The organism is Mesorhizobium sp. M0870 (genome assembly GCF_040319775.1).
GTDB lineage: Bacteria > Pseudomonadota > Alphaproteobacteria > Rhizobiales > Rhizobiaceae > Mesorhizobium.
Map to the genome: position 1 here is coordinate 1 of NZ_JAMYOI010000054.1, position 17184 is coordinate 17184.

The following is a 17184-nucleotide window of genomic DNA, read 5'->3' on the forward strand; positions in this document are numbered from 1 at the left end:
CGAGAGGCCGGATACATTTATGCAACTGGAATCGTCATCGACGATGTCGCGAACCCTTGCACGGACGGGGCGGACCATACATTTTTTGCGGCGACATCCTTCAGGATGGCATTGTCCAGCATCTGCTCGGCCAGCAGCTTCTTCAGCTTGGCGTTTTCCTCTTCCAAAGCCTTCAGCTTGCGCGCATCGGAAACGTCCATGCCACCGAACTTGGCCTTGTATTTGTAGAAGGTCGCTTCCGAGATCCCATGCTTGCGGCAGACATCGGCGGTCTTCATGCCCGCCTCCTGCTCCTTCAAAATCGCGATGACTTGTTCTTCCGTGAACCGTGAACGCTTCATTCGTCCGTCTCCTTGAGTGGGACAGACTCTACCAAAAAACTGGAGGAGCTTCAGGGTCTCAGGTCAAGCCGGACTTCTGCCTCCGGTAGTTTCAGGAACTCCGCTCGGCCGGAGTATATCTGCCGATTTGTCGTGTGCATGACAACATCAATCCACCTACCAGAACCACGCCGTTCGCGTATTGAAATAACGAGGAAAGGAAGTTCGGATCTCATTTTTGGCAATCGGCACGACTTTTGAAAGACTGGAGAGGTCGCGGCAAGAAGTGTTGCCTAACTACCCAACGTGGTAGTGGCAAACTCATTTTGCGGTGCGTAACAGTGCGATGCAACATTGAAATTGTCTCGCTGACCTGCAGGTAGCCCGCAGGGTCAGCGGCCGAAGAGGCCATAAATGGTACTTGACATCCGAGCCCAACAGGTCGCCGGCGAGCACTATGATCTTGTCGTGATCGGCTCCGGCTTCGGTTCAGCCTTCTTCTTGCACGAGTTCTCCAGGAGAAGAAAAGGGCGCGTTCTCGTCCTCGAATGGGGGCGCCACAACACGCATGATTGGCAACTTGAGCATGGCTCAAACAGCAACGTCCAGGACGACAGTACCTATTCCAGCAACTCCAGCAAGCCGTGGCACTACACCATCGGCCTGGGGGGCGGAACAAACTGCTGGTTTGCGCAGACGCCGCGCTTTCATCCGAAAGATTTCAGGCTGAAAAGCCTCTACGGCATCGGTCTCGATTGGCCGCTCAGCTATGACGATCTCGAGCCTTTTTACTGCACGGCCGAGGCGATCATGTCGATTTCCGGCGATCCCGATATGGCCGCGGTCATGCCGCGTTCCAAGCCTTTCCCTCAGCCGTCTCATCGCATGTCGGCGCCGGACCGGATGATGAAAGCGGCGCAGCCCGGCCAGCATTTCGTTATGCCGACTGCGCGCGCACGCATCGCGACGGAACAGCGCTCCGCCTGCTGCGCATCCTTCCGGTGCTGGCTGTGTCCAGTCGACGCGAAATTCACCGCCAATAACAGCTTCATGCATCTCTTCGAACATCCCGATGTTGCGGTGTGCCTCAATTCGGAGGTGCGCCGGCTGGAGTACGCCGGCGGATCTGTTCAGTCTGTTACATTCGTGAATGAGGACAAGGAGTTCCAGGTCACGGCGGATCTGTTCGTCCTGGGGGCGAACGCCATTCAGAGTCCGGCGATAATGCTGCGATCGGATCTCGACGGCGAGTGGATAGGACGTGGATTGCACGAATGCTTTGGTTGGACTTTCGAGGCCTATCTCGACGGGATCGACAATTTCGACGGCTCGACGATCACAACCGGGCTGAATTTCGGCCTGTACGACGGACCACACCGGTCGAACCACGCCGCCGCACTTGTCTATTTCGAGAACCAGTGGTCGTACGGGATGCGTCCCGAACCGGGACGGCTCCGGCAGACCCTGCCGCTGATCGTCGTGACTGAAGACCTCCTCAAGCCGGAGAACCGTGTCACGCTCGACGAGAACGAGAACGCCCACGTCATTTACGCGGGGCCTTCCGATTATGCCGTGGAGGGCATGGCGCAGGCCAAGCAGCGGCTTGGTGAGCTGCTTAGGCCACTGCCGGTGCAGGAGATATTCGACCGAGGGCAAATGAAAACCGTAGCGCATGTTCAAGGGACGCTGCGAATGGGCAGGGATGTTACGGATTCTGTCGTCGACCGGAACATGATCCACCATAAACTCAGGAATCTCGTCATTGTGGGTAGCAGCACCTTTCCGAGCTGTTCGTGCGCCAATCCCAGCCTGACTGCTGCCGCCCTCTCTCTCAGGGCGGCGAGCCGCATCGCGTAGGAGGGATCCGGCATGATCACGGTTTCGAGACGCGTCGTGCTTGGGCTTTTGGGTGGCGGTGTGGCCTCTATGGGCCTCGCTTACGCTTGGGTGCGCTCCTTCGCCCACGAGGACCTGGTCCGCATGGTACTTGAGCGCAATCTTGGGCCCGTGAACATGGCTGAGAACGAACTCCGGTCGTTCACCCAGGAGTTCCGCGCCCAGCGTCCGACGACCTTTCCGACCGAAAACTTAACGGGCGTTTCCGCGCTTCTGGAGAAGCTCAGGCTTGCATCCGCTGCCCGTCCCATCCTACCCGGTGACCGTGCGCAGCGGTTGGAGCATTTCGAGCGCTGGCTGCTCGCGGACTTCCACCTTTTGACCGACTATGCCCGGCGTCAATCACCAGGCGATCCGATCCGTTTCACGGGCCCGCAACCATGCGCGAACCCGTTTGCGATTATCGAAACAGCCAATAATCCCCAGCAGAGCTGGGGGTTTGAAGGGCAACCGCCATAGGCGGTTATAAAGGGTTCTAGGACAGATGGACACCTTCTCTATCGGCAGGTAAAGTCAAGCGCTTTCGAACTTTTCCGGTTCTCCGGCTTTTGCCATCTTTCGCAGGCTCTCGCTTCAAATGATGAAGTAGAACAATCTCGAACGCGTCCTGAACGTCATTTGCGTTCGAACAAGGTGTCCAGCGAACTCACTTCACCATCGTCCTGCGAAGGACAGCTTTCCGCCAGGTTGCGGATTCCATTATCTCCTACTTTTATGCTGCGCGGTCATCCGATTGGCGTCAGGTTGCGGCTGGCAAATCATCCCTCGTCCAGCAAAATTCGGTGCTGTCACTCATCATGCGATGCATGATGACGGCCAGCCTGCGGGCGAGCGCGACAATGGCCTTTTGCATGCCGCATCTCATCGTTGCGCGAGATGTCCAGAACCTTCTTGTGCAACCGGGAGAATTCCTCACGCAGTTTGCGCCGCGCTGTCAGCAGCGGCACCATAATTTCCTGGAGATCTGCCATGCCATCCACCAGCTCGTGGATCCGCTCCTCGAATTTGACAGCTCCAACGTTCCCGACCTTCAGCCCAAAATTACGCAACAGTCCGCGAATGTCGTTCTCAATGGCGATCGACTTTCCCTGCAGCAGCTTGCGCGCCGTCAGAAGCGCCCGTCGTTTCTGGCTCGTCAACGTTTTCACAGCACAGGCCGGTACAGGTTGACCCGCATCATCTGCGCGATGCCACGTGCATCGTTGCGATCGGTCTTGTTCGGCTGAGCCTTTAGGTCGCTTTGACGTGTCGCGTTTCTATGCAGATCACTGGAAAGCCCGCTCTGGCAAGCCCCTCGAAGAGCCATTGCGACAAAGGCCCGGCCTCAAGACCAACCCGTTCGGCAGATCTTACCCGTTTCGTCGACAATGCAGATGGCGGTCTCTTTCACCGAGACATCGAGGCCCGTATAATGCTTCATGCTGCGCTTCCTTTCCGATGCTTGTGGCAGTTGCAGAACATGACCACGTTTTATCATCGCTCGAAGCGCAGCACCTCCCTCCTACCATCCACTGCCCGTCTACAGGTGAGGCTCAAGCCGATACCCCATCTCGAAAAACCTCGCAATCGGGAACGCATTTCGATTCACTTCGCCTTGTGATTTGCTCGGAGGCGTTGGATGCGGGGACAGGCGGCGTTCTGGGATATTGATGAGCGTTATGTGCGGCTGAGCGAGCCGGCGATCCCCTGGAGAAGCTGAACGCGGTGGTGCCCTGGGAGGTGTTTCGCAAGCCGCTGGCCAAGGCGCTGAAGCGCTCCGATGGCGCCAAAGGCGGACGGCCGCCCTTTGATGCGGTGATGATGTTCAAGATCATGGTGCTGCAGGCGCTCTACAGTCTCTCGGACAATGAGGCCGAGTTCCAGGTCCAGGACCGGCTGTCGTTCATGCGCTTCCTCGGGCTGGGGCTCGGCGACAAGGTTCCCGACGCCAAAACGATCTGGCTGTTTCGCGAGCACCTCACGCAGGCCCGGGCGGTGAAGAACCTGTTTGCCCGGTTCGACAAGCACCTCGGCAAGGCCGGCTATCTGGCTATGGGTGGCCAGATCGTGGATGCCACGATCGTGGCGGCGCCGAAGCAGCGCAACAGCGATGCCGAAAAGGCCGACATCAAGGCAGGAAAGGTGCCGGACGAGTGGCAGAAGAAGCCAACCAAGCTGCGCCAGAAGGACCGGGACGCCCGCTGGACGGTGAAGTTCTCCAAGGCGAAGGCCGACGAAGAGGGAAAGACGAAGCAGCGCGATATCGCCGTTCCCGCCTTCGGCTACAAGAACCATGCCTCGATTGATCGCCGGCACGGCTTCATCCGCGGCTGGAACGTCACCAGCGCCTCGGCCTATGACGGGGCGCAGCTTCGAAACGGGCTGGACAAGAACAACACCGGCTCGACGGTGTGGGCTGACACGGCCTATCGCTCGAAGAAAAATGAGGCGTGGCTGGAGAGGCACGGCTACTTCTCCGACATCCAACACAAGAAGCCAAAAGGCCGGCCGATGAGCGAGGCGACGGCACGGGCCAATGGCCGGCGCTCAAAAATCCGCGCCTTCGTCGAGCACGTCTTCGCGCAGCAGAAGTCCCGCATGGGCCTGTTCGTGCGGACCATCGGTATCGCGCGGGCCAGGACAAAGATAAGGAGCCTTCGATCATTTTCGGAAGGTTGCAATGTTCAAATATCGTCAGTTCGACCAGTCCGTGCTCCTGCTTTGCGTGCGCTGGTACCTGGCCTACAATCCGAGCCTGCGTGATCTTGAGGACTTTAACGTACGATTCGAACTGCTCTTGTTCCGACCCCTCGTCGGCTGGGTGACGCGCAGGGGCTTAACTTGCTTCAGGTCCAGATTATTCATCTTGTGGCCGTACGACTTGGCTAGTCGCGGTTTTGCTCATTCTGTCGCGCCCACATGGTGAAGTCCAGCCGATACTATGATACTCATTATTAGATATCGTGATGGTATGGGTGAGGGCCGCAGTCACGTCAGCGGTTGCACGCCGCAGGGTCGTGGACCGGAACGCATGGCGGCCACGAGGGCTCGGGCAGCAGGCGACAGTACACGTCCAGTCAGCCACCAGACAGCTACATCCCGCTGAGCTGCATCTGCGCTGATGTCCCGGATCTCCAAGCCATCGACAGCCGATACGTTCAGTGCGACTTCGTTTGTCACGCCAGCGCCGAGACCTGCTCGAACGAGTTCAATCAAAGACTGGGGGTGAGTGACCTCGTACGCGGGGTCCGGGTAGCGATCGAGACTACGCCAGAGGGGGTGGTGAGGGCTGGCTAGCTCGCCATGCCCAGTCATTATGAGCGGCAGGTTGGCAAGTTCGTCTATCGCAACGGGGCCTGCGTGTGCGGCCAACGGGTGCTCGTGATGTAATACCACTTTGTAGCGCTCCCGCCACAACAGTTGATGCCCGAATGTCGCCACTGACAGGGGCGGCGTGGTTGGGCGTAGAAAGATCTCGACTTGACCGGTAAGCGCTGCTTGCGCAAGGTCGTCGGCGCGTGACTCCACCAGCCGAACGGTGATCCTTGGATGTCGCTTTCTGAAACTCCTGAGTAGGCCAGGAACGTAGCCGGCCGCTGCGCTGGCGTAGGCACCCAGTGTGACTGAACCAGAACGCAGACCGGTGACATCCGCGACCGAACTGCGAGCGGTCTCAAATTCACGAACCAACGCTCGGCCATGGGGGAGGAAAGCCGCCCCCGCCTCCGTCAGTGCGACCGGCCGGCAATAGCGCTGCAACAGCGGTGCTCCCAGTTCACGTTCGAGCGACGCGACGTGATTGCTTACTGTCGGCTGCGAGCAGTGCAGTACGTCGGCGGCGCGGGCGAACCCCTGGTGCTCTACCACCGCGAGAAAGGTGGTAACCCATTGCAGCTCCACCAACCCACCTCCTCTGTATCAAGATATCAAGATCTCTGATGTTTACTATCGCTATCATACCCTGGAGTTGATGTCTCACCAGACAAGCATGTGTCTGTGTTGCAATCCGATCTGTGAGCCCTTGGAGGCGGGGTACGTGACGCGCATCAACAGATCGAGGCGACCACCGTGTTGGCGCCGCCTCATGGCCGAGATCGGAAAGCACCCTTGCCAATGATGCGCTTTCGAGGCTTCCGACCAGATATCGCGGCAGATTGGCAAAGACTGGTGGCTGAATGGACGTGTGCCGTCGCCTGCTGCCCGGGCCCTCCTGACCGCCATGCGTTCCGGTCCACGACCCGGCCGCCTGCAAAGGGCTGATGTGACCGCGGCCCGCACCATCACGATATGTAATAATGAGTATTAAGAGTATGGGCTGGACTTCACCATGTGGGCGCGACAGGATTAGCAAAACCGCGAGTACGTCGTGCGGCGGGCGACGTCCGCGGCCCCCGCGGCTATGGCGGCGGAGTATCCTAAGCTCGGCAGGGTCGAGGCGGGTGCTATGTGGTTGCTCGGACAAGTTGAAACACAGGTGAACTCTTGGAACAGGTTGCAAACATGGCCGTAACGGTACCCGAACCATCCCATCATGCACGGGCGGCAGCTGGGATCATTGGGATCATAAAGCGCGTCGAGGCGCGGCTCGTTCGCATGCCCCTTCGGGCGACGACGTCCTTCGCGACGCGCGCCGTGAACACCAGGGACTACGTGTTGGTGAAGGTGATCTCAAAGGATGGCATCGGCCTCGGATATACCTATGCCGGCAGCTCGGGCGGTTCCATTGCACTCGACGCTGTGACCACACTGCTGGCCCCCTTGATCGTGGGCAAGTCCTCCCTAATGATTGAAGGCATCTGGGAGAGAATGTACCGGGACGCGCTGTTGCATGGCCGTACGGGCGCCGTCATGCGCGCGTTGAGCGCGATCGACATCGCGCTGTGGGACCACAACGCCCGTTTGGCCAACTTGCCCCTTTGGCAGTTCCTTGGTTCCTACACGGACGGCTTCGTGGATTGCTATGCAAGCGGGGGCTACTATCAGGAAGGCAAATCGCCCGACCATCTAGCCGACGAACTTGCCGGATATGTCGAGCAGGGCTTCAAGGCGGTGAAGATGAAGGTCGGGATGCTGGGCTTGGAGGAAGAAAAACGCCGTATCATGGCCGCGCGCGGACGCATCGGGACGGACGTAAGGCTCTTTCTCGATGCCAATAATGCATGGCGCGACCTCTTCACCGCCCTTCCCTTTATCCGCTGCTTCGAGCCGTTCAGCCCCGACTGGATCGAGGAACCGTTCAGCCCCGACGACATCGAGAGCCATGCGCGCCTCGTCACTTCGACAACAATACCGGTGGCGACAGGGGAGATCGAGGCCGGGCGCTGGAGGTTCCGTGCGCTGCTCGACGCTCGTGCAGCCCATGTGCTCCAGGCCGATGCGTTGGTCTGTGGCGGAATCACCGAATGGCGCCGCATCTGCGGAATTGCATCGGCATACGGCGTTCCCGTGTATCCGCATGCGTGGCATGACATCCACGTCCATCTGGCCGCCTCGCAGCCAAACTCAGCGCTCGTTGAATATTTCGTGGACCAACAGATCGTCTGCACACAACCCTTGTTCGATCGTGAGTTGAAGCCGCAAGACGGCCGAATCGCCCTGCCCTCCGAGGCGGGTCTGGCTTTCTCGTTCGATGAGGAGACGCTCGACCGCTATGGTGCTTCCGACTGGCAGGCGGTGTCGTGATGCCATCAAGCAAAAAAAGAAAAGTGTTGATCACCGGAGCGGGTGGCGCCCTCGGTTCCCTGCTGGTCAGAGCCTTTCGCGACCGTTACCAGCTCCGGGTCGCGACTCGCGAAAGGCGGGACGACGACCTGTTCGAAGGGCTGGAGGCACATTACGCCTCGCTCGCCGATCTGGAAACGATGGAGGTTCTCTGCAGGGGGATCGATACTGTACTTCATTTGGGCGGCCGATCGCTCGAGGACAGTTGGGACGAAATCCGGAGTTCCAACATCGAAGGAACATATTGCGTTTTCGAGGCTGCCCGGCGTCAGGCCGTACGCCGCGTCGTTTATGCCAGCAGCCATCACGTCGGCGGGTTCCTTCCCCGCACACGCATCACGAGCGCAGGCGACGAACTGAGACCCGATGGCCTCTATGCGGTATCCAAGATTTTCGGCGAGGCGCTTGGGCGGCTCTACGCCGATAAGCATGGCCTGAGTGTGATCTGTCAGCGGATTGGCGTATGCCGTACTGCACCGCCGCATCGCCGATCCCTTTGGTCCTGGCTTAGCGAACCAGATTTTGTCCATTTGACCGAGCGTTGTATCGAGGCAGAAGGCGTGCACTTCCACGTCGTCTACGGCGTCTCGAATAACACGCGCAAGCAGTGGGACGATGCAGGCGCCCGCGCGATCGGCTTCTTTCCGAAGGACGACGCGGAGCGCTTCTTACCGCAAATGCAGGGACATCTGGTTGAACCCCCGTTTGAGGCTCGCTTTCAAGGCGGTAGTTTCTGTGCCGATGGATTCGATGGCGATCCGACCCGCCTCGATTGATCAGCAGGAATCACTCTGATGTTTGCACAACCGCCGCAGATCGAAGCAAAGGTGTTCGCCCGCGTGCCAGATTCGCTCCGGATCAGAGGCCGCACCTCCAGATGGGCGCAGACACATCGGTCGGGTGCGGCTACGGACTGCTTCCTCGAAGGCCCCTCCTTCGATCGCGGCGGCAATCTCTACATGGTTGACGTAGCGTGGGGACGGATATTGAGAATGTCACCAACCGGTGATTTCAGCGTTGTCATGGAATATGACGGGTCGCCGAACGGGCTCAAGCTCCATGCGGATGGGCGGATTTTCGTTGCCGATTTCACCCGGGGATTGGTTGAGTTCGAGCTTGGGACCGGGAAGGTGACCACCGTTGTCGATGGCTATGAGGGCAAGCCGTTTCACGGTTTGAACGACCTCCACTTCTCATGCAATGGAGATCTCTATTTTACCGACCAGGGCTTGAGCGGGCTGCACGACCCGTTCGGGCGCCTGTTCCGGCTGCGCGCGGATGGGCGGCTGAATGTCGTATTGGACAGGGTGCCGAGCCCCAACGGCCTCGTTCTTGACCGCAGCGAGACCACCATCTTCCTTAACGTGACTCGCGACAACGCTGTCTGGCGCGTGCCAATGCATTCTGACGGCACTGCCTATAAGGTCGGTGCCTTCGTCCGGCTGAATGGAGGCATTGGGCCGGACGGTTTGGCGATGGATGCCGAAGGCTCTCTTGCTATCGCCCATATAGGGCTCGGTTGCATATGGTTATTCAATACGCTCGGTGAGCCGTTACTGCGCATCAACTCGCCAATCGGACGGATGACCACCAACGTTGCCTTCGGCGGTAAAGGCAACAGGACTCTCTTCATTACCGAATCCGAGACCGGGAGCATTCTAACAGCGGAACTAGACGTCCCCGGCCATCCGATGTTCTCTCAATTTTAGGGAAGGCCAATATCATGGATCTGGGAATTGCAGGGAAGACGGCACTTGTACTCGGTGCAGGCGGCGGGCTAGGGGGCGCCATCGCGCGGGCGCTGGCACGTGAAGGTGCACGAATCGCGTGCGGTGACATCGGTCGGGACGCAGCCCACGCAACTGCCGAGGCGATCCGCGCGAATGGCGAGGAAGCGACAGCTGTCGTGTGGGACCTCGCCAGCCGGGACGCCATGCCGCGCGTGCTAGGCGAAGTGCACGGAACGTTCGGTCCAATCGACATCCTCGTCAACAATACAGGTGGCCCTCCGCCGACACCCGCCTCTGGACAGGATGCCTCCGCGTGGCTGAAGCATTTCGAGGTTATGGTGCTTTCGGTGATCTCCCTCACCGACGCCGTCCTGCCCAGCATGCGCAAGCGCCAGTGGGGGCGTGTAATCACCTCTACCTCTTCGGGAGTCGTGGCGCCGATCGCCAATCTGGGCTTGTCGAATGCACTTAGACTGTCGCTTGTGGGCTGGTCGAAGACGCTGGCCAGCGAGGTGGGCCTGGACGGAGTTACCTCCAACATCGTGATACCGGGACGGATCGCTACACAGCGCATAAAGGCCCTCGATGAACAGAAGGCAAAGCGCGAAAGTCGCGACGTGGAAAGCGTCAGTAGCGAAAGCAAGGCCTCTATACCGCTTGGGCGTTACGGCGACCCTGAAGAATACGCCGATGTTGTCGCCTTCCTGGCGAGTCGGCGCGCATCTTACATCACCGGCAGCGTCGTCCGTGTAGACGGCGGCCTCATCCAGAGCATTTGATGGAGACTTACATGGCACTCAGCGATCAGGACATCGAAGCCCTCAAGGGCATATCAACAGCAACAATCACAACCATCCTGCTCAAAAAAGGTCTCAGGAACATCTGGATGCGAGGCGCGAAACCCCTGTTGCCCGGCCAGCCGCGGATCGCCGGTCCCGCCTTCACGTTACGCTTCGTGCCAGCGCGCGAGGACCTCGCCACCCCGGCGTCCTGGGCTTCTCCAATCTCGACGCGGGCGGCGATCGAGGACATGCCGCCTGGATGCGTCGTAGTCGCGGATGCTATGGGCGTGACCGATGCTGGGATCTTCGGTGACATATTGTGCGCGCGCATGGTTAAGCGTGGCGTCGCGGCATTGGTGACCGATGGCGTGATGCGCGACGTCGATGGTGTCGTCGGCACCGGCCTGCCCGTGTGGTGTAATGGCTACGCTGCGCCACCTTCGGTGGCGGGACTGACCTTCGTAGCCTGGCAGCAGCCGGTGGGCTGCGGAGGCGTGGCGGTCTTTCCTGACGACATGATCGTCGTCGATCAGGACGGAGCGGTCATAGTTCCCAAAGACATGGTCGAGATCCTGCTTACTGAGGGGCCTGAGCAGGAACAAGTGGAAGCCTGGATCATGAGCGAGGTGGAAAAGGGCGTTCCGCTTCCCGGGCTTTATCCGATGAATGAAGAAACGAAGCAGCGCTACAAAAATTCGTGAAGCGCCGCTTTCAAATCAAGGCCGATTGAACGGATCTGTTGCAACCTTTTGATTACCGGCGCTGTGGCAAGGAGCCTTCGATCATTTTCGGAGGGTTACAATGTTCAAAGGCCGCCAGTTCGACCAGTCTTGGGGTCAAGGATTAAATTCGGCAACGCATGAGCAGAACTCCAGGACTGTTTCGGCATCCAGGGTCTGAGCCCGGTTGTATGACCGGCGTACGCATCCGGTGAAGACCGCAGACGTGCGTATCCGGCGGCCTTGAGCACCGCGGTGCTGGGGTCAAGCTTTCGATGGGGAGACGCGATGATATTCGTCGAGGAGGAGTTTGACCTCCTCGATGCCTTCATCGGTGAAGGCCAAGATCCCGTCGTCATCGATGGCCCCGTACACCCAGATGACGCCGTCCTCGGGCTCGAGACCGAGGGTCAGGTCCTGGATGAGCGCTTCGCTGACGCCGAGGTCCCTGGCGACACGTTCGACGGTGTATACGTGATGCACCTTATTGCGCTGCATGATCAGGCCGCCGTTGGTTGGGTCCGCAGTTGTGCGGATCTCCAATTCCACGGCAGCAAATCATCGATCCGATGGGCTGGGTGGGCTGCGATGCGCGCCAGGATATCGGCGAGCCAGGCCTGAGGGTCGATGTCATTCAACTTGGCGCTGACGATCAGGCTGTAGAGAACGGCAGCGCGCTGTCCGCCGCGATCGGAACCGCAGAACAGCCAGGACTTTCTGCCGAGAGCCATCGCAGGGTCATTCTGCCCACGTCGGGCAGATGGTGGAGTTTCATTATCGCTGGCATCCATATTACGGCGGTCGTTTTCAGCATGAAGGTCGCGAGGACCGGGCCAATGGCGCGATCATCCGGGTAGAGATCAGGCCGGGTGAGATCATCCAGGTGGCGGAGTGGATGCTGGATCGGGCGTTTTGCGCCGACATGGAGATGGGCGAACCGCGTGTTGCGGTGATTGGGCTTGTAGAACTTCATAGGCTGCTTACCGAGCGCGGTTTCAGGCAGACTTCGAGGGGTGGACTCACGGCCATCCAGGAGGCGCGCCATGAAGGCTTTACCACTACCCCCGACGTTACCAGTGCTGACCCAGCAGCTGAGCATGCCGTTCGATACGCCGCAGATGCGAGGCCTGAGCGACGGGGAACGAAGCGTCGTTGTCGCCAGGCTGGCGACCCTCCTGATGGCCGCAGCCGGCGTCGCGACGAAGGAGACGAGCGATGACGGGCAATAATCTCCTTCCAGCCACGGTGCTGAAGCGCAAAGCTGTGGTCTACGTTCGACAGTCGACCCCGGGTCAGGTCCAGAACAACCTGGAGAGCCAGCGGCGACAATATGAACTTGTCGATGTCGCGCGACGCTGGGGTTTCCGTGATGTCGATGTGATCGACGATGACCTTGGTCGTACCGCCAGCGGTGCTGTAGACCGCCCTGGTTTCGAACGACTGGTGAGCGGCCTGTGCACGGGCAAAATTGGCGCAGTGCTCTGCCTCGACGCATCGCGTCTTTCTCGCAATGGCCGGGATTGGCACCATCTCCTGGAACTGTGCGGCCTGGTTGAAGCGCGCGTCATAGATCTCGACGGAGTGTACGATCCTTGTCGGCCTAACGATCGATTGTTGTTGGGCATGAAGGGCAGTATCAGCGAGTTTGAGCTCGGCATTTTGCGAACGCGCATGCTTGACGCGGCTCGCGCCAAAGCGCGGCGGGGGGAGCTGCGTCTCAGTGTCCCGATCGGTTATATCTGGCACCGCGACTATGGGCTGGGGCTTGATCCCGATTTGCGGGTACAAGAGGCGATCCGCCTCATCTTTTCGCGCTTCCGCGAGCTTGGCAGCGCCCGCCAGGTGCTGATTTCGCTGACGGCTGATAATTTCCATTTTCCTCGCCCTTCTGACGGGCGCAAAACGGTGTCCTTCGACTGGGTGCCGGTTCGCTATCGAAGCGTTATTTCGATCCTGAAGAACCCCTTCTACGCTGGGGTCTATGTCTATGGTAAAAGCGAGAAGCGAACCGAGATTGTCGATGGCAGGGCGCTAAAAGCTACGGCCACGGCAAACCCTTTGGAACGTGGGACGTGCTGCTCCAGGATCATCACGAAGGCTATATCGATTGGAGTGAGTTTGAGAGGAACCAGAGCCACATCGCTGTCAATGCCTTCGGCCAGAAAGGCGGCATCAAGTCTGGTCGTGGCGGCCGCGCGTTGCTCGCGGGCTTGCTCACCTGCGGCCGATGCGGAAGGCGGTTGGGCGTTGTCTACTCGGGGCGGCCTCCCGGGCATCCCTATTACCGCTGCGAACGTATCAATCAGATGCTGGCCAAGCCACGATGCATGACTTTTGGCGCATCTCGCATCGACCCTGCTATCGGCAAAGAGATATTGAGGGCCGTGACGCCGATGGCGATCGAGGCCGCAATGGAAGCTGATCGGGCGCATCGGGATAATCTGGAAGAACGACACCGCATGGTGGAGTTGGACTTGCAGCAAGCCCGATACGAGGCCTCTCTCGCTGAACGTCGCTATGCTGCTTGCGACCCTGACAACCGGCTGATCGCTGCCCAACTGGAGAAGAGCTGGGAGGCAGCGCTCAGGCGCGTGGAAGCCTGTGAAGCTGGTTTGGCCCAAGCGCGACAAATCGATCTTGTCACCCCAGTCCCCGAATTTGCTGGCATTGCCACCGATCTGGAGGCCGCCTGGCGCGCACCTAACGTCGACATGCGATGTCGTCAGCACCTCCTTCGTGCTCTCGTGACTGATATCATTGCTGACATCGATGAAGAGCAGCGTGAAGTCATTTTGACGATCCACTGGAAAGGCGGCCAGCACTCCCAGCTGCGCATTCGCAAACCCAAAGCTGGCGAACATGGCCAGAGTACTCCGGAGGCCGCCCTTGCCGTCATGCGGTCTATGGCGACCCGGTGGTCCGACACAGACATTGCCGCCACTCTCAACCGGATGGGAATGCAGACCGGGCAAGGCAAAACCTGGACTGGGCGCCGTGTCGGGGCACTGCGCACGGTCCATAAAATCCACGGCTACCGATCCGCCGAAAAGAATGGCGAGTGGCTCACATTGACCGAAGCCGCCAAAAAGCTTGGGGTTACTGCCCATCGGGTCCGTCGATTGATCAAGGAGGGCGTGCTCCCTACTGAGCAGGTGGTACCCGATGCACCGCACCAAATACGAGCTGCGGACCTGGAAAAGGATCAAGTGACCCAGTTTCCGCGTCACAGAGGCCCGTGTCGCATCAAAATGGAAAACCAAAAGTCCCTGTTTCCGGACGTTTGAAGAGGAGGTGCAGTATGAATCGGTCATTGCGATGCCGCGCAGGGCTCGCTCGGCGGCATTGTTCGATAGGCAAATGCGCCCATCATCGAGGAACCGGGTGAAGGATGACCAGCGGCGCAGCATGTAGTTGAAGGCCTTGGTCAGATCGTGTCCGCGCGAGAGCTTGTCGCGCGTCTCGATCATCCAGCGCTCAAGCTCGGTGACCTGCGGCACGCTCCGCTCCTGGCGCACGGCTTGCGTTGGGCCGGCGACAGGCCGTTGATCTCGCGCTCGATATCGAACAGGGCATCGATCCGCTTCACGGCTTCCACCGCTAGCGGATAGACCAGGTTGGGCTTCTCGCCGTGCGCCTTCTTGCGCGCCGCCGCTTCGATGTCGGCCAGCTCGAACACTTTGCGCCGGCTGTGGGCCCAGCAGCTGGCCTCCAGAACAGGCGTCGGCTGACGGCCCGTCGCATAGAGATCGCCATAACCGCCATAGGCATCGGCCTGCAGAATGCCGCTCCAGCCGGCGAGATGCGCCGCGGGATGTTCGCCTCGACGATCGCGGGAATAACAGAACACCGCCGCCGGCGGATCGGCGCCGCCGAAAGGTCGGACATCGCGCACATAGGTCCATAATCGGCCGGTATCGGTCTTGCCCTTGGCCAGGACCGGAACCGTCGTATCGTCGCCGTGCAGACGTGAAGCGGCCAGCACATGGGCTTCGAGCCGCTTGAACAGCGGCGTCAGCGCCGCGGCGCCGGCGCCGACCTGGTCGGCGAGCGTCGACAGGCTGAGCGGCACGCCTTCGCGGGCATAGCGTTCAGCCTGGCGATTGAGCGGCTGATGCTGGCCGAACTTCTCGAACAGGATCATCGCCAGCAGGCCGGGACCGGCCCAGCCGCGCGGGGTGGCGTGGAACGGCGCCGGAGCCTGGCTGATCGCCTCGCAGTCGCGGCAGGTAAACTTCTCCCGCACGTGCTGGATCACTTTCCATTGCCGCGGCACCACCTCCAGCGTCTCGGTGATATCCTCACCCAGCCTGCGCAGCCGATGGCCGCCGCAGCAATGGCAAGCGGTCGGCGCCGGCTCGACCACGCGTTCGCGCGGCAGATGCTCGGGAAATGGCTGGCGCGCCGGTCGCTTGCGCATGTAAGGCGCCACCTCGGTGGTCCGCGCCGCTGCCTGTTCGGCGGCGATCTCGTCTTCCGTGGCCGTGCTCTCGAGTTCCTCGAAGGTGAGTTCCATCTGGTCGTGCAGGCGGACGGAGCGTTCAGAACTCCGACCATGCAGCGCCCGCTGCAGCTTCCGGATCGTCAGATGCTGATGTGCGATCAGCGCCGCATCATCCGATGCTTGGCCCTGGCGACCGCCAGTTCGGCCTCGACCAGCACAGCGCGCGCGGCCTCGTCTTCGGCTCTGGCCAGCGCCGCGGTCAGCGCTGCTCTCAGCGCGCCGATATCGTCCGGAACAGCATCCTGGGCGGTGGCAACCATGCTCTGGAGGGAATCATAAAACGCGTCCGCTGACTCGCGGAAAATGGCGCAAACTCAAAGAAAAACTCAGCCCGCGAGCTCAGGGCGGAACGTGTGAAGCGGGTTGCGCCAATCGATCCCGTCGAGCATGTAGGCGAGCTGCGCCGGTGATATGGAAACCATGCCGTCCGCCGGCGACGGCCATAGGAACCGGCCCTTCTCGAGCCGTTTTGCATACAGCGACATGCCGAGCCCATCATGCCAGATAATCTTGATCAGATGGCCGCTGCGGCCGCGGAAGACATAAAGATCGCCGGCATGCGGATCCCGGCCCAGCGTCTCCTGAACCTGCAGAGCGAGGCCCTGCATCCCGCGACGCATATCGGTCCGGCCGACCGCCAACCAGATCCGCACCTGGCTCGGGACCGGGATCATGAAACGCCCAGCGCCTTCACCATCGCCGCCGCCAGTGTCGGCGGCGTGGTCAGCGGAATCCGCAGCCGCACCTTGCCGGCGATCTCCAGCTCGATCACCGCTGGTGGCACCGCCGGCACCGAAGCGGCGAAAGGCTTATCGGGAACCACGACAACTTCGGCAAAGCCCGTCTCGCGGGCTCTCATCGAGCGCCGCCACTTATAGATCAGGCTGGTCGCGACATCGTACTGACGCGCTACCGCCGCCACCGTGGACCCGGGCGCGAATGCCGCGGCCAGTATCCGGCACTGATCCTCTTCACTCCAACGACGACGGCGCTCAGGCCCGGTCAATAACGTCACATGGCTCATGCTGTGCTGCTAACTACGCTCGTAAGGACAACCTTAAGAGCGCAGCCTCACTACCGTGCCATGCTCGCGCAAGGCGGCCCTCTGCGGATTCCGACGTGAAGCCGGCCGCCATTCCGATCAAACACCGGCCACCATTCCGGTATGAAGCCGGCCACCGTTCCAACCAAAGACCGGCCGGTTTTCGGCACTGAAGATTACCTCCTGGGTCAGCAACTTTGGCATCAATTGCCTCGCGATGAACGAGGACATTTTGATGCCGGCAAAGAGAAGGCTGACCATGAGACAGTTGAGACAAATGCTTCGGCTTGCCGGAAGCGGGACCAGCTCCCGCGAGATTGCGGTCGTGCTGGGAATAGCACGCAGTACGGTGCAGGATAATCTGCGGCGCGCAGCGGCAATCGGGTTGAGCTGGCCCCTGCCAGGCGAGCTGACCGATGACGCGCTTGAGAACAAACTCTTCGCTCGCAATGGTGTCAAACAGGGCACGCGGCGGCGCACAGAGCCGAACTGGG

The 17184-nt window shown here is 60.2% G+C and carries 13 protein-coding genes and 8 pseudogenes; 12 read left to right on the forward strand and 9 right to left on the reverse strand.

From position 1 onward, the window contains the following. Positions 1 to 77: 77 nt before the first annotated feature. A pseudogene (locus NKH97_RS32360) lies at positions 78 to 341 on the reverse strand (transposase); the annotation flags it as partial. Positions 342 to 734: 393 nt separating this feature from the next. Here NKH97_RS32360 and NKH97_RS32365 point away from each other — a divergent pair. Both NKH97_RS32365 and NKH97_RS32370 read left to right on the forward strand, forming a co-directional pair. Continuing rightward, positions 735 to 2177 (forward strand): GMC oxidoreductase, encoded by a 1443-nt coding sequence (locus tag NKH97_RS32365; protein ID WP_352799818.1) that lies wholly within the window; start codon positions 735 to 737, stop codon positions 2175 to 2177. A 12-nt stretch (positions 2178 to 2189) separates the two neighbouring features. Next, complete coding sequence (locus tag NKH97_RS32370; RefSeq protein ID WP_352799820.1) at positions 2190 to 2675, forward strand: hypothetical protein; 486 nt, start codon at positions 2190 to 2192, stop codon at positions 2673 to 2675. A 404-nt stretch (positions 2676 to 3079) separates the two neighbouring features. On the opposite strand, the pseudogene NKH97_RS32375 reads toward NKH97_RS32370, so the two are convergent. Beyond that, positions 3080 to 3636 (reverse strand): annotated as a pseudogene (locus NKH97_RS32375) (IS110 family transposase); the annotation flags it as partial. A 198-nt stretch (positions 3637 to 3834) separates the two neighbouring features. Here NKH97_RS32375 and NKH97_RS32380 point away from each other — a divergent pair. Further along, positions 3835 to 4844 (forward strand): annotated as a pseudogene (locus tag NKH97_RS32380) (IS5 family transposase); the annotation flags it as partial. A 31-nt stretch (positions 4845 to 4875) separates the two neighbouring features. Beyond that, a pseudogene (locus NKH97_RS32385) lies at positions 4876 to 4968 on the forward strand (IS6 family transposase); the annotation flags it as partial. Between the two features lie 215 nt (positions 4969 to 5183). Here NKH97_RS32385 and NKH97_RS32390 read toward each other — a convergent pair. After that, on the reverse strand, positions 5184 to 6095 hold the full coding sequence (locus NKH97_RS32390) for a LysR family transcriptional regulator (RefSeq protein ID WP_352799836.1): 912 nt from the start codon (positions 6093 to 6095) through the stop codon (positions 5184 to 5186). A 582-nt stretch (positions 6096 to 6677) separates the two neighbouring features. On the opposite strand from NKH97_RS32390, the gene NKH97_RS32395 reads away from it, so the two are divergent. The 5 genes from NKH97_RS32395 to NKH97_RS32415 are packed head-to-tail and all read left to right on the forward strand — an operon-like array spanning position 6678 to position 11129. After that, positions 6678 to 7877 (forward strand): mandelate racemase/muconate lactonizing enzyme family protein, encoded by a 1200-nt coding sequence (locus NKH97_RS32395; protein ID WP_352799822.1) that lies wholly within the window; start codon positions 6678 to 6680, stop codon positions 7875 to 7877. Further along, positions 7877 to 8692, forward strand: coding sequence for an NAD-dependent epimerase/dehydratase family protein (locus NKH97_RS32400; RefSeq protein WP_352799824.1), 816 nt, complete (start codon positions 7877 to 7879; stop codon positions 8690 to 8692). Before NKH97_RS32395 ends, NKH97_RS32400 begins: the two co-directional genes overlap by 1 nt. Positions 8693 to 8710: 18 nt before the next feature. Further along, on the forward strand, positions 8711 to 9625 hold the full coding sequence (locus NKH97_RS32405; RefSeq protein ID WP_352799825.1) for an SMP-30/gluconolactonase/LRE family protein: 915 nt from the start codon (positions 8711 to 8713) through the stop codon (positions 9623 to 9625). A gap of 14 nt (positions 9626 to 9639) precedes the next feature. After that, positions 9640 to 10425 (forward strand): SDR family oxidoreductase, encoded by a 786-nt coding sequence (locus tag NKH97_RS32410; protein WP_352799827.1) that lies wholly within the window; start codon positions 9640 to 9642, stop codon positions 10423 to 10425. Positions 10426 to 10436: 11 nt separating this feature from the next. Further along, a complete protein-coding gene (locus tag NKH97_RS32415; protein ID WP_352799829.1) occupies positions 10437 to 11129 on the forward strand; it encodes a ribonuclease activity regulator RraA in 693 nt (230 codons plus the stop codon). A gap of 282 nt (positions 11130 to 11411) precedes the next feature. On the opposite strand, the gene NKH97_RS32420 is transcribed toward NKH97_RS32415, so the two are convergent. From NKH97_RS32420 to NKH97_RS32430, 3 genes and pseudogenes are all read right to left on the reverse strand, one after another. Beyond that, positions 11412 to 11645: a hypothetical protein gene (locus NKH97_RS32420; protein ID WP_352917438.1), complete on the reverse strand. Its 234-nt coding sequence runs from the start codon at positions 11643 to 11645 to the stop codon at positions 11412 to 11414. A 2-nt stretch (positions 11646 to 11647) separates the two neighbouring features. Then, positions 11648 to 11878: pseudogene (locus NKH97_RS32425) on the reverse strand (transposase domain-containing protein); the annotation flags it as partial. After that, complete coding sequence (locus NKH97_RS32430; protein WP_352799838.1) at positions 11800 to 12192, reverse strand: hypothetical protein; 393 nt, start codon at positions 12190 to 12192, stop codon at positions 11800 to 11802. The gene NKH97_RS32430 and the pseudogene NKH97_RS32425, both read right to left, overlap by 79 nt. On the opposite strand from NKH97_RS32430, the gene NKH97_RS32435 reads away from it, so the two are divergent. Then, entirely contained in the window at positions 12191 to 12376 is a 186-nt protein-coding gene (locus NKH97_RS32435; protein ID WP_023731891.1) for a hypothetical protein, read from the forward strand. The genes NKH97_RS32430 and NKH97_RS32435 overlap by 2 nt on opposite strands. Further along, a pseudogene (locus NKH97_RS32440) lies at positions 12363 to 14431 on the forward strand (recombinase family protein). The gene NKH97_RS32435 and the pseudogene NKH97_RS32440 overlap by 14 nt, the downstream one beginning before the upstream one ends. 24 nt (positions 14432 to 14455) lie before the next feature. Here the strand turns inward: NKH97_RS32440 and tnpC are convergent. From tnpC to tnpA, 3 genes and pseudogenes are all read right to left on the reverse strand, one after another. Then, positions 14456 to 15908 (reverse strand): annotated as a pseudogene (gene tnpC / locus NKH97_RS32445) (IS66 family transposase); the annotation flags it as partial. Between the two features lie 66 nt (positions 15909 to 15974). Beyond that, positions 15975 to 16322 (reverse strand): IS66 family insertion sequence element accessory protein TnpB, encoded by a 348-nt coding sequence (tnpB, locus tag NKH97_RS32450; RefSeq protein ID WP_352799833.1) that lies wholly within the window; start codon positions 16320 to 16322, stop codon positions 15975 to 15977. Then, the gene (gene tnpA, locus NKH97_RS32455; protein WP_352799834.1) at positions 16319 to 16672 is read right to left on the reverse strand and encodes an IS66-like element accessory protein TnpA; all 354 of its coding nucleotides are present in this window, start codon (positions 16670 to 16672) and stop codon (positions 16319 to 16321) included. Before tnpA ends, tnpB begins: the two co-directional genes overlap by 4 nt. A gap of 235 nt (positions 16673 to 16907) precedes the next feature. Between tnpA and NKH97_RS32460 the strand changes: the two are divergent. Continuing rightward, a pseudogene (locus NKH97_RS32460) lies at positions 16908 to 17184 on the forward strand (IS21 family transposase); the annotation flags it as partial.